This window comes from Lysinibacillus sp. FW301-JW8 (assembly GCF_058788755.1).
This window is the reverse complement of record NZ_JBYTBB010000019.1, coordinates 1-25,520: the sequence shown is the minus strand read 5'-3', so window position 1 is coordinate 25,520 and position 25,520 is coordinate 1. Positions and strand designations below refer to the sequence as shown.

Sequence of the window (25,520 nt, the reverse complement as noted above, 5' to 3'; positions counted from 1 at the left end):
AGGAAGAGAGATGCATAAATTTTTTGAGAATACAAAGCAAGCAATATTGATTACGTTCACAATGTTTCTTCTTTGTGGCTTTATTTATCCATTGGCAGTAACTGCATTAGCACAAGGAGTGTTTCCGCACAAAGCAAACGGTAGTTTAATAGAAGTTGATGGGCAAGCTAGAGGTTCAGAATTAATCGGTCAGGCATTTTTAGAGCCCGCCTATTTCTGGGGACGAGTGTCATCAGTAAATTATAATGTGTACACAAAAGAGGATACAATTCCTAATGAAAATGGTCAGTTGAATTATAGTGGTGTTAGCTCAGGCTCCTTTAATTATGCACCAACAAATCCTGAATTAAGGAAAAGAATTGAAGCAGATATCGAGAAATTTTTACTAGCCAATCCTGCTGTTGAACGACAGGATATTCCTGCCGATTTAATGACGGCCTCTGGTTCAGGGCTAGATCCCCATATCAGTGTAAAGGCTGCAGAAATACAAATCCAGCGTATTGTTCAAGCAAGTGGTCTTTCAGAACAGGAGATTAGAAATATTATAGCTACTTATACAGAAAAACGAGTACTGGGGATTTTTGGGGAAAATAAGGTCAATGTTCTTATGGCTAATCTAGCAATCATGAAGAAAATAGAGGAAAGAAAAGAGTAATCCATTAAAAACAGGTAGAGAAGCGCTTGGGTCTTCTCTACCTGATATATAGTTAAGCTTGAGAATTTACTAGAATTTTAATATGGTTTTTCTCTTTCATTAAAGCTTCGAAGCCTTCTGTCACTACTTCATCTAATGCAATACGTTTTGTTACGAGCTTCTCAGCAGGGAAGTAACCTTGTGTCATTAATTCCATAACAGCCGGGAAAATATCACGGTACGCAATAATTCCTTTTACAGTACGCTCTGAAAGAACAATATTGTTTGGCAGAATAGAAGCTGCTGTTTCCCAAATTGAAACAATAATTGTTTCACCTTCAAATGATGTTGAATCAATGGCTTGCTGTAACACTACAGGAACACCAGTAACTTCAAATGCAACATCAACGCCACCGCTTGTTAATTCATGTAGTCGAGCAACTACATCCTCGTCCTTTGGATTGATAACAGCTGTTGCGCCTAATTCTAACGCTTTTGCTGCACGCTCTGCTGAAAGCTCTACTGCATAAATTTCAGATGCTCCAGCTGCACGTAATGCCTCAATCACTAATAATCCAATTGGTCCTGCGCCAAAGACAGCCGCTTTATCGCCAGCCTTTAGCTTACTTTGACGTACAGCATGTAGGGCTACCGCTGCAGGCTCTACAAGCGCACCTTGTTCATAGGAAAGTCCCTCTGGCATTTTGTGTACCATTTTTTCGTCAACCATCGTAAATTCAGAGAAGCCACCGCCACCGCCAGATAGACCGTGGAAACCTAAGTGCTTACAGATATTGTATTTGCCTTTTTTACAAGCAGCACATTCGCCACATGCAAGAATAGGCTCAACAACAACAGGATCTCCTACCTGTACTTTGGAAACGCCTTCACCGATTTCTACAACTTCACCTGAGAACTCATGTCCCATCACGATTGGTGCAATATCTTTACTTACATAGTGAGGTTGTTCCACTGGGATGAATATAGGGCCAGCTGCATATTCATGTAAATCACTGCCACAAATTCCTGTCCAATGTACTTTAATTTTCACTTTCCCAGGTGCAATAACTGGTTCTTCAATGTTTTCTACACGGATGTCTTTTGCTTTATACCATCTTGCTGCTTTCATGATAAAATCAACCTCCTCTAATGTCTTACTTCCTCATCATAACATGTGGTAATTATTCAAATCATTAGTTTGCAATAAATTGACATAAAAAATACGAATACTTAGCTTTTTTCAATGATATTGTAGCACTTTTTTGATTGCATCTTAACGGTATTTACAGTACCTTTGATAAGGGTTTTATTGTAACGATAATAAAACTAAAAAATAATGTTCATGCTAAAGTTTAATAGGCCGTTAATATACCTAAAAGTTGAATCATGATACAATGGGAAAGATGATTAGGAGGAACGAAGGATGTCAAAATATACTGATTATAATTTTCAGCCATTTTTGCAGGACGCAATAGCAAAATTAGGCTTTACAGAACCGACGCCAATTCAAAAGGAAATTATTCCGCTACTATTAAAGGGAAAAAGTGCAATCGGACAGGCACATACAGGAACAGGAAAAACACATAGCTTTTTAATTCCAATTGTGCAGCGTATTAATTCGGATAAACAAGAAGTACAAGCTGTTATTACTTCACCTACACGTGAGCTTGCACAACAAATCTTTGATGCGTTAAATCAATTAATAGAAGGAACAGCGATTCAAGCAAAACTATTTATTGGGGGTACAGACAAACAACGCTCCATTGATAAGTTAAAAACACAGCCACAAATTGTTGTTGGGACACCTGGACGTATTCGTGATCTCGTTTCTGCGCAGGCGTTATTTGTGCATACGGCATCAATTTTAGTTGTCGATGAGGCTGACCTAGCCTTTGATATGGGCTTTATCGAGGAGATTGATGGCTTTGCTTCTCAAATGCCAGAGAATCTTGAAATGTTTGTATTCTCAGCAACTATTCCAGAAAAACTTCAGCCTTTCTTAAAGAAATATATGGAAACACCTGTCCACGTCCATATGAATGATAAACGACCAGTGGCAGAAGGCATTGATTTTGTGCTTGTACCAGTTCGCTCAAAATCACGGAACAAGCGCTTATTGGATGTTATAGAAGGAATCAATCCATTTTTAGCTGTAATTTTTACAAATACGCGTAAAACGGCAGAGCAAGTTGCAGGCTACTTAAATGAAAACGGTATTCGCTGTGGTCAAATACATGGTGATTTAAGTCCACGTGATCGTAAGAAGATGATGAAACAAATTCGTGATTTGGATTATCAATATATTGTTGCTACTGATTTGGCAGCTCGTGGTATTGATATTCAAGGGATTTCACATGTCATTAACTATGAAATTCCAGAAGATCTAGAATTCTTTATTCATCGTGTAGGACGTACAGCACGTGCAGGAAATAAAGGAACAGCCATCACCTTGTTTGAGCCTTCAGATGAGGATGCATTAATTCGTGTGGAGAAGATGGGCGTTCCATTTGTTCAAAAAGACGTAAAAGATGGAGAATGGTCTGAACTAAAGGATCGCCATGCTCGAAAAAATCGTGTGAAGCATGAAAATGAAATCGATGCAAAGGCAAAATCATTAGTTCGTAAGCCGAAAAAAGTAAAACCAGGCTATAAACGTAATATGAAATGGGAAATGGAAAAAATAAAAAAACGTGAACGTCGCTTAAAAGCTCGCGGTAAAAAATAAGGAGGCATTCTTATGCTACTTGGATCACATGTTTCAATGAGTGGAAAGGAAATGCTACTTGGATCAAGTAAAGAGGCACTTTCATATGGGGCAAATACCTTTATGATCTATACGGGAGCTCCTCAGAACACGCGTCGTAAAGCTATTGCTGACCTTAATATAATGAATGGTCTTTTACACATGAAGGAGCATGGCATGACAAACATCGTTGTCCATGCACCTTATATTATTAATATTGCAAATACAGAAAAACCTGAAACCTTTCGTCTAGGCGTAGATTTCCTACAATCTGAAATTGAACGCACTGCTGCGTTGGAGGCAAAGCAAATTGTTTTACATCCAGGCGCCCATGTTGGAGCTGGTGCAGATGCAGGTATTGCCAAAATTATTGAAGGCTTAAATGAAGTGCTATCACAGGATTATCCTGTCCAAATTGCATTAGAGACAATGGCTGGTAAAGGAACAGAATGTGGCCGTTCTTTTGATGAGCTTGCTAAAATTATCGATGGTGTTACGAATAATGAACGCCTTTCTATCTGTTTCGATACATGTCATACGCATGATGCTGGCTACAATATTGTAGAGGACTTTGATGGTGTATTGAATGAATTTGATAAAATTATCGGTGTTGAACGTATTAAAGTTCTTCATATCAATGACTCAAAAAATGTTCGAGGTGCAGGCAAAGACCGCCACGAAAATATTGGCTTTGGTCATATTGGCTTTGAGGCATTAAATTATGTGGTGCACCATCCGCAATTAAAGGATATTCCTAAAATCCTAGAAACGCCTTATGTTGCGTTAAATAGTGATGCAAAATCCAAGTCGGCACCTTATAAGTATGAACTAGAGATGTTCCGAAGTGGTGAATTTAAGCCTGAGCTAATCACTGCTCTGAAAGAAGGATAAGAATAGAAGATGCCCGAAATCAGTGAAATAAACACTGCATTTTCGGGCATTTTCAATTATTTCGTAAAAAGTGCGATAAGCTGACGAGAACGCTTTCTACCTAAAACAGCCTCAACCTCTACAAGTATATCTTTCGGTATGCCTAAAAAAAGCCAAGAAAATGAGAATTGCTCCAAATGGGGCCGAAGCTTTTTTACTTCAGACGTTGTAATGTCAAATCCTTCAGCACGAGCGATGGCAACAATTTCCTTATCACTACTTTGCGCTAATTGCTGTAAAAATTGAATACTCAAAGCGAATCCTCCTTCAAATTTTTATTTTATGAAGATCTTCATATGAGCACAAGACAAATGGGACAATCGTTCACTATGCACTGGAAGCCGCTTGCTTGAACTAAAACAATATTTCCACCAGAACATAAAACATAAGAATCTTTTTTTCTTTACAAAAACTGAGCTTTCATTTATACTAACAATTTGTAAATCGTAATGATTTTGAATTAGAAAGAAGCGATCATGCATGAAAAAATCATTAATTAACATTGAAAACGTGTCATTTCAATATGACTACACACAAGTCTTAAAAAATATCTCTTTCCGTGTAGAAGAGGGAGATTTTTTAGCACTACTCGGTCCAAATGGCTCTGGGAAATCTACATTATTAAAAATTATTTTAGGACTATTAAGACCTATGTCTGGAGAAATAAAGTTGTTTGGTGAACCAAGCACAACTTTTAAGCATCGTGAATGGATAGGATATGTTTCACAAAAATCCAATGCCTTCAATTCAGGATTTCCAGCAACCGTCCAGGAGGTAGTAAAAAGTGGATTAACAAAAAAATTAGGGCTATTTAAAAGACCAGGACGCGATGCAAAAGAACAAGTATTGGATGCCTTAAAAGCTGTTGGAATGGATGCTTTTATGCATCGCAATATTGGTGATTTATCTGGTGGGCAACAGCAACGTGTCTTTATTGCACGAGCCTTAGTGAGTGAACCGAGGCTACTAATATTAGATGAACCAACTGTCGGCATTGATCATGAGAATGTGCAATCATTTTATGATATGCTAGCGAAATTAAATCGGGAACAGGGAATTACCATGATTCTTGTCACACACGATGTCGATACAGTGTCCAATCGCATCAGTCATGTGGCATGTCTAAATCAAACGATTCACTTCCATGGTTATAAAAATGAATTTGATAGCATTTCTCAGGATGCGCTTGATGCTTGGTATGGTCATTCTGTCAGAAAGATTCATTAAGAAGGAGAAGGCACTATGATTGAAGCAATTTTACATTATGAATTTTTACAAAATGCCTTTTTCTCTGGGCTATTAATCGGCATATTGGCCCCGCTTTTAGGTGTCTTTATTGTTGTACGTCGATTGTCTCTGATTGCAGATGCCTTGTCACATGTAACACTCGCTGGTATAGCAGGAAGCTTATACATCAGTCAGTCTGTGACAGCCTTAGCAATGCTTAATCCTATTTATTTAGGGATACTCGCCTCTGTGAGCGGCTCCATATTAATAGAACGACTAAGACGGCTGTATAAGCACTATGAAGAGCTTGCCATTCCCATTATTATGTCTGGTGGTATTGGTATTAGTGCTATCTTTATTTCACTTGCTAGTGGCTTTAGTACAGATTTAATGAGCTATTTATTTGGATCTGTATCGGCTGTTTCACGGCAGGATTTATGGGTAGTTGTGGGTATTGCTGCCGTTGTTATCATTTTTTTATTTTTATTTTTTAAAGAGCTTTTTGTCCTATCTTTTGATGAGGAATATGCCAAAGCGAGTGGTCTACCTGCACGTTGGATTCACCTACTATTTATGATTGTGACAGCACTAGTCATTGCCGCAAGTATGCGCATCGTTGGAATCTTACTTGTGTCATCTCTTATGACGCTTCCTGTCGCTGCTGCTATGCGACTAGCTAAGGGCTTTAAACAAACAATTATTTATGCCATAGTGTTTGGCGAAGCGGCTGTGCTAATAGGGCTAGTGAGTGCTTTTTATTTGGATTTAGCGCCAGGTGGTACGATTGTGGTCACTTCCATCCTCATTTTATTACTTGTTATACTAGGGAAGAAAATAGCATTTAAAATGGCTGCAAAACAGGGGGAGGTAGCGTCATGAATATTACAAGAGCGTGGGAAATCTTAAAAGAGAACGGCTATAAAAAAACAGATAAGCGGGAGTTAATATTAGATATGTTTGCAGCAACTGATAAATATCTTACTGCTCGTGACTTATTGGATGTTTTGAAAAAAGATTTTCCAGGTATGAGTTTTGATACCATTTATCGCAACCTAGCTACATTTGTGAAACTTGACATACTGGAGGAAACTGAATTATCTGGAGAGCGTAATTTCCGTATGCATTGCGAGTCAGAGCATCATCACCATCATTTTATCTGTATGGATTGTGGTAATGTCAAAGAGTTAAACTTATGTCCAATGGAAATGCTTGGAGAAAAGCTGCCAGACTATGAAATTGAAAATCATAAGTTTGAGATTTATGGTAAATGTCCAGATTGTAAGCACGAAAATCTGTCATAATCTTTCAATCCTACAAAAAGCAGCATTCGAAAAGGGATAGTGTCAAAAATTGGCACTACTCCTAATTAAATTAAGAAATTTTACGAATAGCATCAATTTTATTGCAATCTATAATAAGAGGTGATGTATCTGCAGCTTGAAGGAAAGTAGCACAGCAATTTTTTGTCAAAGGAAATAAATATTACACCTAAGAAGATGTTGCCGCTAGATAAAAAGATTTAAGAAAATCATCTTTATAGGGATTAACGGAGAGACAAAAAGACGAAAGAATAAGCAAATTATTCCTTCGTCTTTTTATATAGATTGAATAATATAAGTGAAGTGTCAGAGCCAATACTTCTTCAGAAGTAATTGGACTACTGATGCTTTTGTTGGAAAGCTACCATGAAGTCACGTAATGCTTCACAAGCCTCTAATGGTACAGCATTGTAAGTTGAGGCACGACAACCACCTACAGAGCGGTGTCCATTTAGCCCGATAAATCCTGCTGCTTTTGCCTCAGTCAGGAACTGCTTTTCAAGCTCCTCATCTGCGACACGGAAAGTAATGTTCATTAAAGAACGGCTTTCTGGTGTAGCATGTCCTTTGTAGAAGCCATTGCTATTGTCAATCGCATCATAAATAACCTTTGCCTTTAATTCATTGTGCTTCGCGATTTCAGCAACTCCGCCCTTTGCTTCCACCCATTTTAATACTTCACCCAACATATAAATACCGAAAGTTGGCGGTGTATTATATAAAGAGTTGTTATCAGCATGTGTTGTATATTTCAACATCGTTGGAATATTTTTATTCTCTTTTTCTAGTAGATCTTTACGAATAATGACAACTGTTACTCCAGATGGACCAAGATTTTTTTGAGCTCCTGCATAAATAAGTCCAAATTTGCTTACATCGATTGGTTTTGAAAGAATATCACTGGACATATCTGCCACTAATGGGACATTACCTGTTTCAGGGAATTCCTTCCACTGTGTACCATGAATAGTATTGTTTGAAGTAATATGCACATAAGCATCCTCTTCGTTAAAGTGAATATCTGCTAACGCTGGGATATTACGATATTGATTTTCTTTTGTACTTGCCGCTTCTACAGGTGTACCAAATAATTTGGCTTCCGTGAAGGCTTTTTCAGCCCATGAGCCTGATAAAACATAGCTTGCCTTTTGATCTGCTGGAAGGAAGTTCATTGGTACCATTGTAAACTGAAGGCTGGCACCTCCTTGTAGAAACAGAATTTCATAGTTTTCTGGGATAGCATAAAGCTTTTTTAATAAAGCAATTGCTTCATTATGTACTTCATCAAAAATAGCACTACGGTGACTCATCTCCATAATGGACATACCTGAATCACGGAAGTTTACTAATTGCTGTTGAGCTCTTTCTAGTACTTCTAGCGGTAGTGCAGATGGACCTGCGTTAAAATTGTATGCGCGTTGTGTCAAAGTGGTACACTCCTTGTTTTTTATAAAGTGAGTTTTGTTCATTCAATGGGAGTCAGTTCTCCTAGTGAATGTTAGATAAATCCCTCAGGCTTTTACGGAACGGTCATATACACACATTCTAAAATAATGGGTGATTAACTAACCGTGAAAGCAAGATAAAAGAACTTTACTGGATTATAACTCAATTTTCAATAGAAAAAATAAAATTCTCAATATTTAAGCAAAATAGTGACAGTCTCGCTACAAAATGTACACAATTAAGTAAATTAAAAATGTCTATTAAGCTATAAATACGAACAAACATATAAATGTATGGGCGTTTTTTGAGGTTATCTTCGTTATTTATTAATCATTACAATTTTTTTAATGTCAAACGTTCGTGTTTGTGTAACGAGAAAGGTTTGAGTACATAAGCTTCTGTCTACCTTTTTATCTTTTTCTTAAAACTAAAGGATTCATTTTCAGGGCCTATATAAAACCTCTTATATTCATTTTAGTACCACTTGTATAGCAAAGGGAGAATCCAATAAATTGAAATGTTACAGTATAAACAGAGTAAGGGAATGTGGCAAAAAATAAATGGGGATAAAAATAGTCTCCAATTCATATATTTTCACAGATGCATGGAGAAAAGCATAGTCAAAAAACTCTCATATATTATAAAAAAACTAAATTATAGGAGATTGTAGTATGAATAAAAAAGCATGGCTAATTGTAAGTTGTTGTTTAGCGATTTTAATATCTGGTTATTCTATTGTGCAGTATTTTTTCATGGACGCACATCAAGCAGGCTTTGTGAAACTAAAGCTTATGTTGAATTCTACATTAAGCTCTCTGTGGTACATAATGCTATATATACATATTATATTTGGTGTTTTAGCATTAGTAATCGGTCCCTTTACACTATTCACAAAATTTAGAGAAAAGAATATTAAACTTCATCGTACGATGGGAAGAATTTATATGATTGGTATTTTATTTGGTGGTATTTCAGGGATTTATTTGGCATTTCATGCAACCGGAGGCGTACTGTCTCAGTTGGGCTTTGGCCTTTTATCTATATTTTGGCTGATTACAGCTTCACAGGCACTTGCTAACATTAGACATAAAAAAATTGATACACATGAAAAGTGGATGATTAGAAATTATTCCTTAACCTTTGCAGCTGTCACATTAAGAATCTGGCTAGCTTTATTTACGGGATTATTCGGGTTTCAACAATTTGAAATTAGTTATATTATTATCGCTTGGCTCTGTTGGGTGCCTAATTTAATCGTTGCAGAATGGCTTATTAAACGGAAACATAAAAAGAGGGACTCGAAGTTACTAGTTGGGACATAAAATTTTTGAATACATTATTTGGGCCACTAAACATGATGACTTATTCAGCTCCAAAAACAAGGCTGAATGCAGATAAACAACACAACTTTCTGTATAATGAATGTTGACTATGATTTAAAGGGGTGTTCAAATGTTTACAGCAGAAGAAGCATGTTTAGTGGTTGTCGATGTACAAGGGAAGTTAGCAACGATCGTGGATGAAAGCGAAGTTACAATTCAAAATATTTCTAAACTAGCTCAAGCTATGCAAGTACTGGGAGTACCCGTTTTATGGCTCGAACAGAATCCAAGCCGTTTAGGTGGCACCGCATTAGAAATTGCCCAACATATTCACGGGCAGCCAATAGCTAAAATGGCATTTAGTGCTTGCCAAGAGGAAGAATTTATGACTGCATTAAAAGCCACTGGTCGTTCACAATTTGTTGTGACCGGAATTGAAACGCATATCTGTGTCTATCAAACAGCGCGACAGCTGAAAGAGCAAGGCTTTGAGGTTGAAGTTGCCGTAGATGCGGTGTCCTCTCGTACAAAGGAAAATAAAGAGCTAGGGATAGAGAAAATGAAGGCACTCGGCATTTTACCAACGAGTACGGAAATGATTTTATATGAACTCCTGCAAAGAGCAGATCATGAGCATTTTAAAACAATACTGCAGCTTGTAAAGTAAACGATAGAAAAAATACGGGTTTTTCATGGATGTTTGAAAGGGTCTAAAGGACTTGTTCAAACATCTTTTTTTCTGTGAACCAAGCCCCTTTTTGTTAAAGATATGGTCTGAAAATATTTAATAAATGTATAGTTATGTAAATCTTTCTATCCGTTCTTCAACTCCCATGAGAGAACTTAATATCTGTCATTTTCTGAGGTGAAGTGCTGATACCTCTATGACGCAAAGATTAAAGGCAAATCCATAGTCGGTTTCAAAATAATTTGAAAGTTTTTGAACGGAATGAAGAATCGCTCCGTCTAATGGAGGAAGGAGGCGAAAGGGATGGAATTTGAAATCGTACAGCGTGCTATTCGTGGGGATCATCAAGCGATACTTTCACTTATTGAAATGGATGAAGATATTTTATATCGCATGGCTTTTACATATCTGAAAAATGAGCAAGACGCTTTAGACGTGATGCAGGACCTAGTTTACAAGGCACTGAAAAAAATGCATACCGTTCAACAGCACGAATATGCCAGAACATGGCTCGTGCGCGTTTTAATCAATTGTTGTAAAGACCATTTACGAAAACGCCAGTCAACCATTTCAATTAAAGAACATCACCTAGTTGAAAGGGTCATCTACTCTGATATGGAGCGGTTATTGGAACATTTATCCTTGTCGGAGCAGCAACTCGTCTATATGAAATATTTTCAGCAACTAAAAAACAAAGAAATTGCCGAGCTAAATCAAATTCCGGAGGGTACTGTAAAGTCTAAGCTTCATCACATACTAAAGAAGCTTAGAAACTTCGCTGGAGAAAAGGAGGACTGGCTATGAGTAAACTACCGATTGACGTTCCAAAGGAGAAACTTCAACAAGTTCGGATGGATATGTTTCGTAAAGTTCAACGAGAAAAAAGAGTAAAGAAGCGTATTGTTCCGGTTGCAATAGCTTGTTTGTTTTGCTTAGGCGTTTTATTTTCAATTCGTATTTCTCCTACGATTGCTAACCAGGCTGCAAAAATACCTGGCTTTCAACAAATTGTATTAGCGGTTGTAAGAGATAAAGGGATAAAAGATATTGTGGACAATGACTACTATGAAGAAATCAATGCGACGCAGACTAAAAATGGTCTATCGCTTACATTGCAAGGCGTGATTGCAGATAATTCGGGATTAGTACTTTACTATGACGCCGATGCCTCATTTGATATGTCGGAATTACACTTGGAGGAAGTTCAATTGTTCCAAGGAGACAAAAAAATTAAAGACGGAAGTTCATTTACAAGTCATCAATCGCATCAAACACGTATCTCTTCTTCAGTAGAATTTAATTTTTCAGAGCCTTTCGCTTATAGTTCAAAGGATTTTAAGGTGGTTTTTCGTTTTTATGAAAAAGATAAGGGGAACATTGAAATTGCGATACCGTTTTCACTACAAAAAGAAATCGCAAGGGAAAAAATTATTACTGCGAATCGTATTGTAGACGTCGGTGGTCAGAAATTTACGATTACACAAATTCGCCGTTCTCCACTAAGAACGGCAATCGATATTGAATTAGATGAAGCGAATACGATGCAAATTTTAGCGTTTGATGATATTGCGGTCGAGACGGAAAATGGGGAGCGAAGAGAAGGCATTAAATATGGCTTGTCATTAGGTGGTGATAATCGCGATAGCAAATTCACGTTTAAGTTACAAAGTAATTATTTCCATGATTCAGATTCACTCAAATTATTAATTGGAGCTGTTAATGCTGTTCCAAAGGGCGAGGATTTTATCGAAGTTGATTTTGGCACAAAAGAAGTACTCACGAAGCCCGATTATTTGGATTGGGATATTTCTCTAACGGAGCAAGGTGTATCAGTTGCTGCAAAGAAATGGGATGATAGAATGCGACATTCGTTTCTAAATATTGCTGAAAAAGCAGATGGCACGCCGTTAAAATTTACAGGTGGCTCGTACTCAGATGATGACCAGTACCTATTTGCGACAGAGAGCTTTGAAAATTATAATGGCAAAGCAAAAATATATATAAACTATTACTTCAATCCTATTGGAAAAAATATTGAACTGAATATTCCGTTGAAATAAAGTAAAGATGTTCAAAAAGGCTCTCCTTTTTGAACATCTTTTTAACTTTTTCATACTTGTGGTAATATTCCATTATTGAATCCGGTTAAGCCTACCGAATAATATGCTACTAGTTTATCCTCCTTCAGCAAATGTTTTTTGTATCGAAAGCATAGCAATTACGCCAAGGCGAAATTGATTTTAACTTTTGTCCTATGTAATATGATAAAAAAATGTACACCACTAAAATTTTAGTAATGTACATTTCCATAATATGCGTAACATTATAAACAAGTTGTGATGAAATTAAACATCATGTATAATTGCGGTCTTTAATGTTACAGATTGTGCGACTTTGCTTTTTATGCAGGCATTTCAGTCGGTGTTGGTTTAGCATAGCCTTCTTTATATGTGTCATCTATTGCTTGACGAATTTCCTTAAGACTCATGCCATCCTTATGCATTTTGGCAGATTGTACAGCAATTTCAAGACATACCAAACAGCGAGTACCATGATCATCCCAGACGATAGCTCCATCCTTACGCTTCTCCTGGATAAAGCAGTTTAAATTACTTTTATGCCCTACAGATTCGCCACATCCACAATAGCATGGGATCCACTCCAAAATTTCTGTGGCTTGCCCAGCAACTTGATATACTAAGCGAATATTTTCAGGCTGACTGTCTAAAAAGGAAGGAAGTACGTCAGCAGAGGCTGTTTCTTCCTGAATATCACCAGAGTCATGGGCATGTCCCTCATGCGAAGCTTCATTTTGCTCATAGTTCTGATTCGGATCCTGATTTGATTCCACAGCCTTTTTTTCATCATTACAAGCACTTAACACTAATAATGACATAGCAAAAAGAAAAATTAGTTTTTTCAACATAACGCCTCCTAGATGTTTACACTACTGCCATTATAGCATCGGTAGTTGAAACATTTGTAGGAAGAGTAGGGAAGATTTAATGAAATATATCTAAATCACGTGTTTTGTTCATGAAAAGTTCCATTTTCTCACTCAATAATTTTTTTAAGAAGAAGCCAAATAAAATAAAGACTAACCAGAAGCAAGATAAAAAGGCTAAATCTACCCAGACTTTTGTCCAAATTATACCTCCAACTGCCTCACGCATCATTTCTATTGCGTAGGTAAAGGGCAGAAATGGGTTGATTATTTGGAAAAATTTTGGTAATAATTCGACTGGATATGTGCCTCCAGAGCCAGCTATTTGTAATACCAGCATGACAATTGCTAATGCTTTCCCTACATTTCCGAATACGGATACGAGTGTATAGACAACTGTCACAAACACTAAGCTAATAAAAAGACCAAAGGGTATAAAGTAATATGGAGAACTAATGGATCCATCTAAAAGAACAATATCGCCAATTGTAATAATCAGTGTTTGGATTAAAGAAAACGTAGCAAAAGTTAATAGTCGCCCAAAATAGATAGCACGAATACTATATTGTGAATGATTGTGAACATCTATGGCTAATAGTGAAATTAACAATAAACAGCCCACCCATATAGACAATACTGTATAAAATGGAGTCATAGCAGTTCCGTAATTTGCGATAGGAAACATTCTATGCTCCTCAAGCTTAATAGGCTCCTCAAAGAATTCACGTTCAGCATTGACGTCATTTTTTAGCAATTGAACAATTTCGGCAATGTCTGCTTCATTTTCCAATGTTCGAAGCTTCTCTGCAAGGTCTCTAATTTTGGTACTGAGAGCAGGAAAATCGGCTTGTACTTTAGAAATGGTATTATTGGCTGTTTCTAACGTTTTTCTAGCATTTTTTAAGCGATTTGTTGCTTCTGGCATAGAGTTTTTTACATTCGTCAACATGGCGGATGCATTTGTTAACGTATTTTTAGCAGATGATAAGGTTGTATGAATTTGTGGTTCCAGATTATCATTATAATGCGTAACGAATTGCTGAAGGTTGTTAGCAGCAGTTTGTGCAATGGCTTGAAGATCAGCTAGATCCTTTTTAATTGTTTCTTCATCCAAGACATTAAGCTTCTGTACGTTTGTGTGAACATCTAAGAGTAGCGTGTTGAGTTGTTGTAATGATGTTAATGTGCTTAATGAATAGTCAGTTAAACCTGGATTTTCCTGTAAATTTCCTCGTATAGCTTCAAGTTTTGTGATGAGATCCTTATTGACACCTCCAGTATTGTTTTGCTGAAGATCCGTAATAATTGATTCAAGTGAGCTTTCAAGTTGCTTGCGTGAAGAGGCATTAGCTTGTGTTAAATCTTGGAGGGCTTCAAGTGTCTGGATGCTATTATTAACTTTTTTACGTGATTCCTCTAGCTGTTTTTGTACCGTTTCCTTTGTTTGTGCAATTTTCGATGTACCTACAGTTGCATTTTGCAGCTTCTCTAATAGCTTTGAAAAATGTTGGGCAATTTGTTGAACAGTTTCTAAATCTTTTTTAATGGCTGGAGATAGCTGATTAAATAGTGTCTCAGCTTCATTCATTAATGTTAAACCATGCTGTATAGTAGTAAGACCATCATTAGTTAATGCCTCAACCTTTGGGACCTGTTTAATGGTGTCATCTAACAATGATTCGGCTTCCTTACCACCTTTTGCGGTTTGTGCTAAAAATGATTCAATATCAGGTAGATGATGCTCAATGGTAAATATATAATGTTCAAATTTTCTAAAGTCAGGTATTTCCCTTTCCATTTCAACGCCTATCGTATTAAACATAGAAAAAAGTGTTCCATTAACAGTTGAAACAAATTCGTTAGAAACCTGTTGCGTCAGCACACTAGCCCCTTTACTAGTAATTTTAGGTGCAATGGGGTTGATTTTTTCATTCACATAATAATCAATATGTGCTTTTGTTGGCTGATTGGATAGGATAGAGGTGAGTTTTTGAGAAAAATCACTAGGGACAATGATCACCGCAAAATAATCACCATTTTGTAATTGATGAATGGCTTGTTCATGAGATAAAAATGTCCAAGAAAAATTTTTATTTGTTTTTAAATTGTGGACTACCTCGTTCCCGACATTGATCTCGTCTCCTCTAACGGTAGTTCCAGTGTCTTCATTGACTACAGCAATTTTCATATTGGCTGTGTGAGCGTACGGGTCCATAGAGGCATAGATATTAAGCCATGCATATAGAGAGGGTAAAAAGATGAGCCCGCCAATAATGACAGCAACTACCCAGTTTGTTAAAATATTATGGATATCTCTTTTATAAATTTGAAAGCTATGTTGGATAGTGTGCTTCAAAGTAACCACTCCACATTCATTTTTGGCTAAAGCTTTATTATGTATGTTCCCAAATTTGGACGAAATTATGTTTGAATTGTGGAAAAACTTATTTTTAAAGGCAAATTAGTTTACTAGGATTTCAAAACACTTTATAATCAAATCGCGAATACACTAAAAGTAGGGTATTTTTAGTGTCTAAAAGGAGGAACACATGAAAAAATTACTGATTATTGGCTCCATTATTGTTGTACTATTTGCAGCAATTATTGTGCTAACAAATGTGTCGAACAAAAGTAAGCTAGCAAACGCAAAGGATTTGTATGGCGACAAAGATTTAAAACAAGAAACAATCGATCAATTAGATGATAAAAACTATCAAAATATTATGCTGCCTGATGAATTAGAGAAAAAAATAAAAGCTGGAGAAGATGTAAACGCTTATTTCTTCAGTCCAACATGTGTGCATTGTCAAGCGTTCACACCAGTATTAATGCCAATTGCTGATGAGCTTGGTATTGATATTGCTCAACTAAATGTTTATGAGTATGACGATCTATGGAGTAAATACAATATCGAATATACACCAACATTTATTCGCTTTGAGGGTGGTAAAGAGGTTAACCGCTTTGTAGGTGCATTACCTGAGGAAGATTTACGAGCATTCTTAAATACAGAGGTATTAAAAAAATAGAGTTAAGTGAGACTGTTTCAAAAGTTAAATTTTGAGCAGTCTTTTTTTAATTGTAGTTAGTGTATACTAAATATACTGAAAAGTTGTGCATTGGAGGAATATGGAATGACGATGGATGATTATTTTTATAATGGAGAGTTAATGAAATGTTATGAAGCAGCTAAGCAAATGACAGATGAAGCGGAAAAGGCATTAGCTGATAAATATATAAAATTATTGGAAGAGTATGATTTTGCTAGCTACCCTAAGCCTATGCTGGCGATTGAAACACAGCAGGAGGAGCGCGGAGATGAAAGCTATCCTGAATCGGATACTGTCGTAGAAATTCGTGCAATAAAGGATGAAACGGAATTTTCTAAACGTGTTCAAGAGCTAGAGAATATAGCGAAAATAGGTACACCCTATGAAAAAGCACATTCGTTTTTTACGCAGGGTGAATTATTTTTGTTTGCACACCATTACAATGAGAGTGTGCATTGTTTTAAACAAGCCGTTAAGGAAAATCCAAATAAGGCTTTATACTGGGGGATTACTGGACAAACAATGCATCGCTTTGGCTGGATGCCCTTTGATGCACTTGGTTATTTAGAGCAAGCGATTCATTTAGATCCTAATAATGCCCGCTGGAAATGGAATAAAGCGCTTGTCCTGATTCAATTAGCGAAGGATTTACAGCTGGCACCGTTTATGGCAAATGCTGCGATTACCTTAGAGGATGCCCTTGCTGCTTGTGGTGAGCAACAGCGATCATTGCAGGAAGCCATTCAAAATACAATCGATAATATGGATAGCTACGTATTTTCATAACAAGGGAAAGATGTCTCGATAATAGGGGCATCTTTTTTTAGTGTCTAGCATTTGAGGGGAAATAGTATTAGAGCTAATTTTTTTATGTCAATAATCTATGTTTTCTTAATGCTAAAATGGATAATCGAAACCTCTGTTTTTTTGTTATTTTATAGTATAATTATTCCAATATTTCTATATGAAATATCGGAAAATAAATCTTAAGCAAAGGAGGGAAGTAACAATGTGGAAGTTCAATGATGATTTTTCATTTGTAAAGAGAGGGAGTCAATTTCTTGTATTAACAGTAATTTTCTTAAGTGTTATTGCTTTAGGTGGTGACCAATTCTATGGAATCTTCGGTAAGAACAACTATGTCACAATTCATTTAATGATGGAAATCCTTATAATTGTGGTAACAATGGCGATTTCGATTCAGGCTTGGCTAGTTTCACCTTATATTTTATCGAATCGAGTTCTCTATGCTGGAGCTTTATTTTTAACCATTAGCTTAATAGAAATAGCCCATACTCTATCCTATAAAGGAATGCCTTTCTTCATTACAGAAAGTACACCCTATGCTGCCACATGGTTCTATATACTAGGAAGATTGCTATTATCGGCTGGTGGTCTTATTCTTCTTTTCACGAAAGACAAGGAAGCTAAAATAACCTTTCGTTGGCTGATTTTTACGGTGCCATTTTTAATAATCGTAGCTTGCTTTGCAATTATTTATGCCCCAACATCTATCTTGCCGTCACTAATCATTGAAGGAGAAGGACCTACAGCATTAAAAAATACTTTGCAATATTTAGCAATTGTGTTACATATCGTCATTATCATTGTTTTACTAAGTAAGTTTAAGCAAGCACCAAAAATAATTTTTCTTTCGGTGGGCAGTGCGATTTATTTAATCATGAGTGATTATCTTTTTACAATATATCGTGATGTTTATGACATTAAAAATTTTATCGGTCATATTTTCCAGCTTAGCTCCTTCTACCTTTTATTTAGAGCAATTTATTTTTCATCTATCGAAAGGCCTTTTCAACAGCTAATTGATACACAAGGTCATCTAGAAAAATCTCGTGAAAAAATGCATTATATGGCCTATCATAATGAAGTAACGAACCTGCCAAATGAGCGTTTTTTAATGGAGACATTAAAAAGAAATTTATACATAACTTCATCGCAAAAAGCAATTCTTGCCATTGGTATAGAAAGGATTTCAGCCATTAAAGCATCTTTAGGTAATACATATGCAGACCAGATGATTGATCTGATTGCACAACGGCTGAAAAACGTTATACCAGAGAAATTTGATCTTTGTATGTTGCGAGAGGATTATTTTGTAATTTTTATCGATGAAGTGGTTCATACCAATCAATTAACTCAGCTGAGTCAGCAGCTTCAATTGGTCATGGAGGAGTCATTTCAAGTACAACATTTTTCACTCAATAGTCAGCTCAATATAGGAATTTCTTTATTTCCCACAGATTCAAATAGGGAAGAAGAACTTCTTAGATTTGCACTCTATGCGATGCATGAAGCACATAAAATACCATCACGTATACGTTTTTATGAATCCACCATGTCTAGTGAAATGACAGAGCGGCTAGTATTAGAAAATGATTTACATGATGCATTAAACAATCAGGAGCTTTATTTGGAATATCAGCCTCAAATCAATTTACAGTTAGGTGAAATAAAGTCAGTGGAAGCTTTAATCAGATGGCAGCATCCAAAAAAGGGATGGATTTCACCAGGGGTTTTCATTCCGATTGCGGAGGAATCTGGCTTGATTATTCCTATTGGACAATGGGTGTTAGAAACAGCCTGTACACAAGTGAAACAATGGGAAGCAGCTGGTCTACCCCGAATGAAGGTGGCTGTCAATTTATCATTAGGTCAACTTTTTCAGCAAAATCTAGTGGAAATGATACAGCATGTGCTTGACAAGACACATTTAGAACCACAATATTTACAGCTGGAAATTACAGAAAGCATGACAATTAACAGCAATCATATAACGACAATTTTACAGCAATTAAAGGGACTTGGTGTGACTATTGCAGTAGATGATTTTGGCACAGGTTATTCATCCCTATCTTATCTGAAGGATTTACCGATTGATTGCTTAAAGATAGATCGATCTTTTGTTCAAAAAATACATGCAGATTCTACAGATAAGGCATTAGTAGACATGATTCTTTCGATGGCCAAGCATCTACAGTTAAAGGTAGTTGCAGAGGGAATAGAGGAGATAGATCAACTAAGCTATTTAGTGACTAGTAAATGTGATGCTGTACAGGGCTTTTTATTCAGTAAACCTATACCGCCCGAAATATTACAGGAATCCTACAAATCGCTTCACAATCATGTGAAGAGTATATTAGACTCAATTTTAATTCTAGAAAATTAATATAAATGGGGCTTTTCAGTAAGTCTAATAGTTTTCAAAAAACTTCGTACACGAATAATGAATGCTAAAAAAAATACCTAGTTGTAAAGGATTTTTGAACTCCGCAGTAACACATATAGTGTAACTGTGGAGTTTCTTTGCCTTTGTCGGGTCATCTAAACCTATTTTTGGATAATATTCCTTTGTAAACGATTACATATATTTGTAATATTCATAAAATAATAACAATTTTGCACTCTCTTGAGAACATTGGTTTTATAGCGTTGACTTTACTTAAGTGAAGTAATATAATTTTCAAAGTTAAATTGTTTGAATAGTTTTGCAATAAAAATAAATTTGATAATTTTTTTAGTAGGATGGGAGTTTATTTAATGGATATTATGCAAAAAGCAGCAGAGATGCATAGAGAAGCACAAGGGAAAATGAAAATTGTTGCAAAAGTACCTGTACAAGATACATATGATTTAAGCTTAGCGTATTCACCAGGAGTTGCACAGCCTTGTATCGAAATCGAAAACAATCCTCAGGCTGTGTATGATTATACAATCAAAGGAAACTTAGTGGGCATTGTTACGGATGGTACAGCTGTACTTGGGCTTGGTGATATTGGACCTGAGGCTGCACTGCCAGTAATGGAGGGAAAGGCCATTCTTTTAAAACGCTTTGCGGATGTTGATGCATTTCCGATTTGCCTTGCAACAAAAGATGTAGATGAAATTGTGCGTACAGTCAAAGCTATTGCCCCGACTTTCGGGGGGATTAATTTAGAGGATATTTCAGCGCCTCGTTGTTTTGAGATTGAAGACCGTCTTCGTCAGGAATGCAATATTCCTGTATTTCACGATGACCAGCATGGCACGGCAATCGTAGTAGGGGCAGGACTATTAAATGCTGCGAAAATTGTTCATAAAAAACCAGAGGATATGAAAGTAGTCATTAATGGTGCTGGTGCGGCAGGGATTGCAATTTTACGTTTATTACTTCAAATGGACTATAAAAATGTCATTATGTGTGATACAAAGGGAATTATTTATGATGGTCGTCAAGAGGGAATGAATAAGATTAAGGAGCAAATTGCGAAGCTTTCTAATCCAGATAATCTTAAAGGAACATTAGAGGATGCTATTACTGGAAGTGATGTTTTTATCGGTGTTTCAGTTGCCAATCTTTTAACAAAAGCCCATATTGAATCTATGAATACAGATCCAATTGTTTTTGCTTTGGCAAATCCAAATCCAGAAATTACTTATGATAATGCGCGTGCATGGGGCGTTCGTGTCATGGGGACAGGTCGTTCTGATTATCCTAACCAAGTGAACAATATGTTAGCATTCCCAGGGATTTTTCGTGGTGCACTAGATGTTCGAGCTACAGATATTAACGAAGCGATGAAATTAGCAGCTGTTGAGGCGATTGCATCATTAGTGTCAGAAGAAGCATTATGTGAAGAGTTTATCATCCCAAAATCTATGGATGAGCGAGTTGCAGGTGTTGTAGCTAAAGCAGTTGGAAGTGCTGCCATTGAATCTGGCGTTTCAGTGCTATTCCAACAACCGACACTACAGGCATAATGGCTGCCCGTTTCTTTATATTCTACAATCATGGTATGATAGGAACGAAATGATTTGATTTGTAGATATAAAGGACGGGTTTTTATGGCACAAGAAGCGGCAAATAAATTTATTGAAAAGGTGTGTAATCATTTAGTTCGCAATATGAATATTTCAAAGGTAGAGCAGCACTTTAAAGAGACAATTGTGATGCAGCGTGAATCGGCACAGTCCCAATTCGATTTTTGGGATAGATTGATGGTGAATATGCTGTATTTTACTGAAAATGAGCAAGTTTGGGAAAACGAATTCCTGAAAATGCTTGTAAAAAAAGAGTGGCTAAAGCCAGCGGTGCTTGAGGAAGAATTATTGATGCATCAGCTTCGTATCCGTCAACAAGTTGCTGAGCGAATCGATGAAGCGAAAGAATTGTTTCACAAGCAGTATGAATCAGATGGCTTAGTAGAGGAGGATATCATTTACGATTTTGCTTATAGTTCTGCTGGACATTCAATGCGTATGGATTTAATAACGGTATTGGTGACAACCGCAGAGCAATCAAAATTACTATTTGACGCTGATCCACAAGAAACCATTCGTATTGTTAATGGTTATATTGCGTACCATACAGATCAATTAATAAATCGAACAAAATTGATATAAGTTTTTCTAAGAGACTACCTAATTCGTTAGGTAGTTTTTATAATGCCTGAGTAGCATATTGACAAAATGATGGATAACAGTGTACTTTTGAATTAATATAAATGATAATGATTTTCATTATCGATAAAATAGGAGGTTGCTTTGTAGTGAAGAAACGTCAAACAAGGGCAACAAAAATAGTGTTAGCAGCTTTATTAGCAGTTGATATGATAGTTCCTGGCTAAAGTGCAGTAGCATACGCAGAACAAGGAACTACTACTGTATTATTATCCTGTACAATTTCGTTTTGATGTCAAAGGAGCACCAACAGTTGTTGTTAATACATATACAGATATTGAGGCAGATGGCAATAAGGACGCCATTCTAACGCTTTATGCATAAGGCATAATTACTAAGGCAGAGCACTTTCATCCACAAAATAATGTGATGAGAGGGCAGCTTGCATTGATGCTTGCATGTGCACTTCAGTTATCAGGTGCTCCAGATGTAGGATTTAAAGATGTTGCCACATTAAGCGACACAGAACAAATTCAAGCAATTAATGCATTAGCAGCAGCTGGCATTGTGATGACAGGAGAGAATTTTAAACAAAATGACATTGTAACATGTCAACAAGGAGCGTTAATGGTGTATCGTGCCATAGGCTATGCCGCACAAAAAGAGCTTAATTTTGGTTCAACACTTGTCTATGCAGATGAAGCAAGTATTTCAAATGTCGAAGCAAGAAAGGCTTTTGCACTGTTATACGCAGGAGGCATGATGACTGGAAGGAAGAATACGACAGGGGCACTAGTGATAGAGCCAAATGCACAATTAAAACGTACACAAATGGCAAAAATTTTAAACGGTGCACTGAAATATATGAGCACTAAATAAGTGATGCAGGAATTGAATATGGTAAGATAATAATGATTCCATTTGAAAGGATTTTGTTCATGAATACACCATTTACCTTTAAGCATACACAACCTACTACTATGGACCCTCAAAAAAAATATCCAGCGATTTTTTTATTGCATGGAATGGGTAGTCATGAAGATGATTTACCACAATTAGTGCAAGATTTTAAAGAACAATGCCATGTTTTTAGTTTACGTGGACCTATTACACAAAAGCCTGGCTATGCTTTTTTCACTATCCAGGAGGTTGGTAAACCAGACCGTGAAATCTTTGATAAAGTGTTAGTGGCATTACAACGGTTTGTGTTAGAGGCTATTGACGAATATCAAATTGATCCACATAAAGTATTCGTGCTGGGCTTTAGTCAAGGGGCAGTTTTGGCACAATCACTTGCTTTTGTAATGGGCAATTTAATTACTGGTATAGTAGCGTTAAGCGGCTATACACCAAAATTTGTCACAGAAGAATATGCAATTCGTCCAATCAATCATCTACGGGCATTTATTTCTCATGGTGACTATGATTATGTTATTCCGTCACAATGGGGTGCTGAAAGTAAAGAAACTTTTGAGCAATTTGGAGCAACGGTCACATTTAAACAATACGCAGATGGACATGGCGTTACACCAGAAAACTTACGCGACCTTACTGCATTTTTAGCACAGGAATTACAAGAAAATTATCAATAATGAAAAGTCGAGACATGATTCGTCTCGGCTTTTCATATTGTTTAGCATTTTATTTGGATAAGCTTCGATCTTTATCAGTCACAGCAGCTACTGCATCATGAATCGTTGTTTCAAAATGATTGCTTTGTAAGGAGGATACACCTTGAATGGTAGTTCCACCTGGTGAACATACCTGATCGACAAGTGCCCATGGATGCTCCTGTGATTGTAAAATCATTTTAGCACTGCCGAGCACTGCATTTGCTGCTATATCAAGCGCCATATTCTTTGGCATTCCTTCGCGTACAGCTGCACGTGCTAAAGCGTCAATATACATATAAGTAAATGCTGGTGAAGCCCCACCTATTGTTGTAAAAATAGAAAATAAATGCTCAGGCACTTCAATAATTGTGCCAACTGTTTCAAACAAGGAAATAACGAGTTGAAGCTGTGTAGTTGATACTTGTTCACTTGCTGTATAGCAGCTTGTGGATGCACCGATAAGGGCATTGATATTTGGCATTACACGAATAATAGGGGTACTTTCAGATAAATAATCTTGTAGATATGTAATATTTTTACCTGCAGCAATGGAAACAATGACCTGATTGTCCTGTAAATATTTTTTCACTTCTGGTAAAACTTCTGGTAGCATTTGGGGTTTAACACCAAGGATAATGACGTCACAATTTGACATAATGTCTGCGATAGAGCTTATGGCTTGAATACCGTAAGATGTTGCTAATTTTGTTGTTTTGACTTTGGTCCGATTATAACCGTAGATCATGGTAGAATCGAAATCTCCGCTTTTGCACATTCCTTTTATAATAGCTGTCGTCATATTACCAAGGCCGATAAATCCATATTTCACGTGATAGACACTCCTTTATTTAGTTCAAACATACACATTAGTATAAAATAGATTGTTTTTCTTGAATAGCAATATGCAAAGAATCAAGGCAATAAGGTTCAAATTCACGGCAGTCGGTGGTATCATAGAAGATGTTGTGAATGGAACTGTATCTTTATTCTCATTTAGCAGAAAATAAGAAGATCAACAAATCATGTACTTTATGTGAACATAGAGACAGACTCTAGCTAAAAGAGGTAAAATAATAATTTGATATGTTTAATGCAAATTTTGTCGCTTTCTATCGAGGATAGCTTGTAGAAATTAAGAGAGAAAAGGAATTAAGATGAATGGAACAAAATCTAAAAACGGAGCATCAACAACAATCTCGCTCTTCTATTTTAGCGCAAACAGTTAAAACTGGAATTATTAAATCCAATTTAATTCCTATGTGGGCTGGTTTAACGCTAGGGATGTACAAAAATAAAATGACTTTTATCGAGAATATACCTGAGATTATTTTTGCCACGATAGGATCCGCGCTTGTTATAGGAGCCGCTGGGGCATTTAATAATGTCTATGATCGGGACATCGATGCTATTATGCCTCGTACACAAAGCCGTCCTACAGTTACAGGAGAGATGTCTGCGAAATCTACTCTGACTTTAGCGTTTGCTATGCTTATTTTGGGTGTGGCTGTACTATTTCTGGCATCACCATTAGCTGCAGCATTTGGCTTCCTTGGAGTATTTTTGTATGTAGTACCGTATACAATGTGGACAAAGCGTCGTACAATCTATAATACAGAAATCGGAAGCGTAGGAGGAGCAATTCCACCTGTAATTGGCTGGGCTGCAGTCTCTTCCGACATTACACATCCAGCGATACTCGGTTTATTTTTTGTCATGGTTATATGGCAAATGCCTCATTTTTATGCGATTGCTATTCGTAAGCATGCTGACTATGAAGCAGCAAAAGTTCCAATGCTTCCCGTTGTAAAAGGAATGCGTCGAACGTATTATCAAACGAACTTTTATTTACTATTACTAATTTTATCAAGCTTCCTATTTGGCTCTTTAAGTATTGGAATTATGCTTGTTGCACTATTGCTAAGTATTGCATGGCTTGTTATGAGTATTTACGGCTATCATAGTAACAAGGATCAAATTAAATGGGCGACAAAAATGTTTGTGTTCTCACTATTCCATATGACTATTTTGTTTTCAACAGTGATTGTGTACTCATTAGTGGGTGTTATTTTTAAATTGTATTAATGTCATCCTATTACAACAAAAGCCAACAAGTTATTCGTCACTTGTTGGCTTTTCATGTTGTTGAAATACTATTATGTCAATGAAATCAAGGTGACAAATTAAAAAGTATAGCCCTTTTTCAAAAC

General features: G+C 36.6%; 24 protein-coding genes. 18 read left to right on the top strand and 6 right to left on the bottom strand.

Annotated elements, in window-relative coordinates; translation table 11 throughout:
* Positions 1-10: 10 nt before the first annotated feature.
* Positions 11-655 carry a potassium-transporting ATPase subunit KdpC gene (gene kdpC, locus AC3WOM_RS10015; RefSeq protein ID WP_427544680.1) on the top strand — a complete coding sequence of 215 codons (645 nt, stop codon included), beginning with the start codon at positions 11-13 and terminating at the stop codon, positions 653-655.
* Positions 656-707: 52 nt separating this feature from the next.
* Here the strand turns inward: kdpC and AC3WOM_RS10010 are convergent, their stop codons facing one another.
* A complete protein-coding gene (locus tag AC3WOM_RS10010) occupies positions 708-1,763 on the bottom strand; it encodes a 2,3-butanediol dehydrogenase (protein ID WP_427544682.1) in 1,056 nt (351 codons plus the stop codon).
* A gap of 294 nt (positions 1,764-2,057) precedes the next feature.
* On the opposite strand from AC3WOM_RS10010, the gene AC3WOM_RS10005 reads away from it, so the two are divergent.
* Together AC3WOM_RS10005 and AC3WOM_RS10000 are read left to right on the top strand one after the other, a co-directional pair.
* On the top strand, positions 2,058-3,359 hold the full coding sequence (locus tag AC3WOM_RS10005) for a DEAD/DEAH box helicase (RefSeq protein ID WP_427544684.1): 1,302 nt from the start codon (positions 2,058-2,060) through the stop codon (positions 3,357-3,359).
* Between the two features lie 12 nt (positions 3,360-3,371).
* A complete protein-coding gene (locus AC3WOM_RS10000; protein ID WP_427544686.1) occupies positions 3,372-4,268 on the top strand; it encodes a deoxyribonuclease IV in 897 nt (298 codons plus the stop codon).
* A 56-nt stretch (positions 4,269-4,324) separates the two neighbouring features.
* Here AC3WOM_RS10000 and AC3WOM_RS09995 read toward each other — a convergent pair whose 3' ends face one another.
* A complete protein-coding gene (locus tag AC3WOM_RS09995; protein WP_283868716.1) occupies positions 4,325-4,561 on the bottom strand; it encodes a Nif11 family protein in 237 nt (78 codons plus the stop codon).
* Between the two features lie 226 nt (positions 4,562-4,787).
* Between AC3WOM_RS09995 and AC3WOM_RS09990 the strand changes: the two genes are divergently transcribed.
* Genes AC3WOM_RS09990 through AC3WOM_RS09980 form a run of 3 tightly spaced genes read left to right on the top strand, consistent with a single transcriptional unit; the run spans position 4,788 to position 6,835 of the window.
* A complete protein-coding gene (locus AC3WOM_RS09990; protein WP_492446543.1) occupies positions 4,788-5,534 on the top strand; it encodes a metal ABC transporter ATP-binding protein in 747 nt (248 codons plus the stop codon).
* A gap of 15 nt (positions 5,535-5,549) precedes the next feature.
* Entirely contained in the window at positions 5,550-6,413 is an 864-nt protein-coding gene (locus AC3WOM_RS09985; RefSeq protein ID WP_427544691.1) for a metal ABC transporter permease, read from the top strand.
* Positions 6,410-6,835, top strand: coding sequence for a Fur family transcriptional regulator (locus AC3WOM_RS09980; RefSeq protein ID WP_427544693.1), 426 nt, complete (start codon positions 6,410-6,412; stop codon positions 6,833-6,835). Before AC3WOM_RS09985 ends, AC3WOM_RS09980 begins: the two co-directional genes overlap by 4 nt.
* A 356-nt stretch (positions 6,836-7,191) precedes the next feature.
* Here AC3WOM_RS09980 and serC read toward each other — a convergent pair whose 3' ends face one another.
* Entirely contained in the window at positions 7,192-8,280 is a 1,089-nt protein-coding gene (gene serC, locus AC3WOM_RS09975) for a 3-phosphoserine/phosphohydroxythreonine transaminase (protein ID WP_492446541.1), read from the bottom strand.
* Between the two features lie 690 nt (positions 8,281-8,970).
* Between serC and AC3WOM_RS09970 the strand changes: the two genes are divergently transcribed.
* The 4 genes from AC3WOM_RS09970 (at position 8,971) to AC3WOM_RS09955 (ending at position 12,369) form a co-directional block, all read left to right on the top strand.
* Positions 8,971-9,621 carry a DUF2306 domain-containing protein gene (locus AC3WOM_RS09970; RefSeq protein ID WP_492446539.1) on the top strand — a complete coding sequence of 217 codons (651 nt, stop codon included), beginning with the start codon at positions 8,971-8,973 and terminating at the stop codon, positions 9,619-9,621.
* A gap of 130 nt (positions 9,622-9,751) precedes the next feature.
* Complete coding sequence (locus AC3WOM_RS09965; protein WP_492446537.1) at positions 9,752-10,288, top strand: hydrolase; 537 nt, start codon at positions 9,752-9,754, stop codon at positions 10,286-10,288.
* A gap of 324 nt (positions 10,289-10,612) precedes the next feature.
* Positions 10,613-11,113 (top strand): sigma-70 family RNA polymerase sigma factor, encoded by a 501-nt coding sequence (locus AC3WOM_RS09960; protein WP_492446536.1) that lies wholly within the window; start codon positions 10,613-10,615, stop codon positions 11,111-11,113.
* Complete coding sequence (locus AC3WOM_RS09955) at positions 11,110-12,369, top strand: DUF4179 domain-containing protein (protein WP_492446535.1); 1,260 nt, start codon at positions 11,110-11,112, stop codon at positions 12,367-12,369. Before AC3WOM_RS09960 ends, AC3WOM_RS09955 begins: the two co-directional genes overlap by 4 nt.
* A gap of 341 nt (positions 12,370-12,710) precedes the next feature.
* Here the strand turns inward: AC3WOM_RS09955 and AC3WOM_RS09950 are convergent, their stop codons facing one another.
* Positions 12,711-13,235, bottom strand: coding sequence for a PCYCGC motif-containing (lipo)protein (locus AC3WOM_RS09950; protein WP_427544705.1), 525 nt, complete (start codon positions 13,233-13,235; stop codon positions 12,711-12,713).
* A gap of 76 nt (positions 13,236-13,311) precedes the next feature.
* On the bottom strand, positions 13,312-15,618 hold the full coding sequence (locus tag AC3WOM_RS09945) for a YhgE/Pip family protein (RefSeq protein WP_492446534.1): 2,307 nt from the start codon (positions 15,616-15,618) through the stop codon (positions 13,312-13,314).
* 184 nt (positions 15,619-15,802) lie between these two features.
* Here AC3WOM_RS09945 and AC3WOM_RS09940 point away from each other — a divergent pair, with 184 nt between their 5' ends.
* The 7 genes from AC3WOM_RS09940 (at position 15,803) to AC3WOM_RS09910 (ending at position 23,292) form a co-directional block, all read left to right on the top strand.
* Positions 15,803-16,282: a thioredoxin family protein gene (locus tag AC3WOM_RS09940; RefSeq protein ID WP_427544709.1), complete on the top strand. Its 480-nt coding sequence runs from the start codon at positions 15,803-15,805 to the stop codon at positions 16,280-16,282.
* Between the two features lie 105 nt (positions 16,283-16,387).
* A complete protein-coding gene (locus tag AC3WOM_RS09935; protein ID WP_492446532.1) occupies positions 16,388-17,089 on the top strand; it encodes an O-linked GlcNAc transferase in 702 nt (233 codons plus the stop codon).
* Positions 17,090-17,312: 223 nt separating this feature from the next.
* Positions 17,313-19,490, top strand: coding sequence for a bifunctional diguanylate cyclase/phosphodiesterase (locus tag AC3WOM_RS09930; protein ID WP_492446530.1), 2,178 nt, complete (start codon positions 17,313-17,315; stop codon positions 19,488-19,490).
* Between the two features lie 371 nt (positions 19,491-19,861).
* On the top strand, positions 19,862-21,061 hold the full coding sequence (locus AC3WOM_RS09925; protein ID WP_492446529.1) for an NAD(P)-dependent malic enzyme: 1,200 nt from the start codon (positions 19,862-19,864) through the stop codon (positions 21,059-21,061).
* A gap of 84 nt (positions 21,062-21,145) precedes the next feature.
* Positions 21,146-21,703, top strand: coding sequence for a hypothetical protein (locus tag AC3WOM_RS09920; RefSeq protein WP_492446527.1), 558 nt, complete (start codon positions 21,146-21,148; stop codon positions 21,701-21,703).
* A gap of 444 nt (positions 21,704-22,147) precedes the next feature.
* Positions 22,148-22,579, top strand: coding sequence for a hypothetical protein (locus AC3WOM_RS09915; protein ID WP_492446526.1), 432 nt, complete (start codon positions 22,148-22,150; stop codon positions 22,577-22,579).
* Between the two features lie 59 nt (positions 22,580-22,638).
* Positions 22,639-23,292, top strand: coding sequence for an alpha/beta hydrolase (locus tag AC3WOM_RS09910; protein WP_492446525.1), 654 nt, complete (start codon positions 22,639-22,641; stop codon positions 23,290-23,292).
* 49 nt (positions 23,293-23,341) lie between these two features.
* Here the strand turns inward: AC3WOM_RS09910 and proC are convergent, their stop codons facing one another.
* Positions 23,342-24,142 (bottom strand): pyrroline-5-carboxylate reductase, encoded by an 801-nt coding sequence (gene proC / locus AC3WOM_RS09905; RefSeq protein WP_492446524.1) that lies wholly within the window; start codon positions 24,140-24,142, stop codon positions 23,342-23,344.
* Between the two features lie 329 nt (positions 24,143-24,471).
* Between proC and cyoE the strand changes: the two genes are divergently transcribed.
* The gene (cyoE, locus tag AC3WOM_RS09900; protein WP_492446523.1) at positions 24,472-25,395 is read left to right on the top strand and encodes a heme o synthase; all 924 of its coding nucleotides are present in this window, start codon (positions 24,472-24,474) and stop codon (positions 25,393-25,395) included.
* The last annotated feature ends 125 nt before the right edge of the window (positions 25,396-25,520 follow it).

Bases quoted from the DNA above. Each gene is read 5' to 3' on its own strand.
- AC3WOM_RS09935 (WP_492446532.1), top strand. From the start codon at position 16,388: ATGACGATGGATGATTATTTTTATAATGGAGAGTTAATGAAATGTTAT.
- AC3WOM_RS09960 (WP_492446536.1), top strand. From the start codon at position 10,613: ATGGAATTTGAAATCGTACAGCGTGCTATTCGTGGGGATCATCAAGCG.
- AC3WOM_RS10010 (WP_427544682.1), bottom strand. From the start codon at position 1,763: ATGAAAGCAGCAAGATGGTATAAAGCAAAAGACATCCGTGTAGAAAAC.
- kdpC (WP_427544680.1), top strand. From the start codon at position 11: ATGCATAAATTTTTTGAGAATACAAAGCAAGCAATATTGATTACGTTC.
- AC3WOM_RS10005 (WP_427544684.1), top strand. From the start codon at position 2,058: ATGTCAAAATATACTGATTATAATTTTCAGCCATTTTTGCAGGACGCA.
- AC3WOM_RS09940 (WP_427544709.1), top strand. From the start codon at position 15,803: ATGAAAAAATTACTGATTATTGGCTCCATTATTGTTGTACTATTTGCA.
- AC3WOM_RS09950 (WP_427544705.1), bottom strand. From the start codon at position 13,235: ATGTTGAAAAAACTAATTTTTCTTTTTGCTATGTCATTATTAGTGTTA.
- AC3WOM_RS09970 (WP_492446539.1), top strand. From the start codon at position 8,971: ATGAATAAAAAAGCATGGCTAATTGTAAGTTGTTGTTTAGCGATTTTA.
- AC3WOM_RS09920 (WP_492446527.1), top strand. From the start codon at position 21,146: ATGGCACAAGAAGCGGCAAATAAATTTATTGAAAAGGTGTGTAATCAT.
- AC3WOM_RS09955 (WP_492446535.1), top strand. From the start codon at position 11,110: ATGAGTAAACTACCGATTGACGTTCCAAAGGAGAAACTTCAACAAGTT.
- AC3WOM_RS09990 (WP_492446543.1), top strand. From the start codon at position 4,788: ATGAAAAAATCATTAATTAACATTGAAAACGTGTCATTTCAATATGAC.
- AC3WOM_RS09925 (WP_492446529.1), top strand. From the start codon at position 19,862: ATGGATATTATGCAAAAAGCAGCAGAGATGCATAGAGAAGCACAAGGG.
- AC3WOM_RS09965 (WP_492446537.1), top strand. From the start codon at position 9,752: ATGTTTACAGCAGAAGAAGCATGTTTAGTGGTTGTCGATGTACAAGGG.
- AC3WOM_RS09910 (WP_492446525.1), top strand. From the start codon at position 22,639: ATGAATACACCATTTACCTTTAAGCATACACAACCTACTACTATGGAC.
- AC3WOM_RS10000 (WP_427544686.1), top strand. From the start codon at position 3,372: ATGCTACTTGGATCACATGTTTCAATGAGTGGAAAGGAAATGCTACTT.
- AC3WOM_RS09980 (WP_427544693.1), top strand. From the start codon at position 6,410: ATGAATATTACAAGAGCGTGGGAAATCTTAAAAGAGAACGGCTATAAA.
- AC3WOM_RS09930 (WP_492446530.1), top strand. From the start codon at position 17,313: ATGTGGAAGTTCAATGATGATTTTTCATTTGTAAAGAGAGGGAGTCAA.
- AC3WOM_RS09985 (WP_427544691.1), top strand. From the start codon at position 5,550: ATGATTGAAGCAATTTTACATTATGAATTTTTACAAAATGCCTTTTTC.
- cyoE (WP_492446523.1), top strand. From the start codon at position 24,472: ATGGAACAAAATCTAAAAACGGAGCATCAACAACAATCTCGCTCTTCT.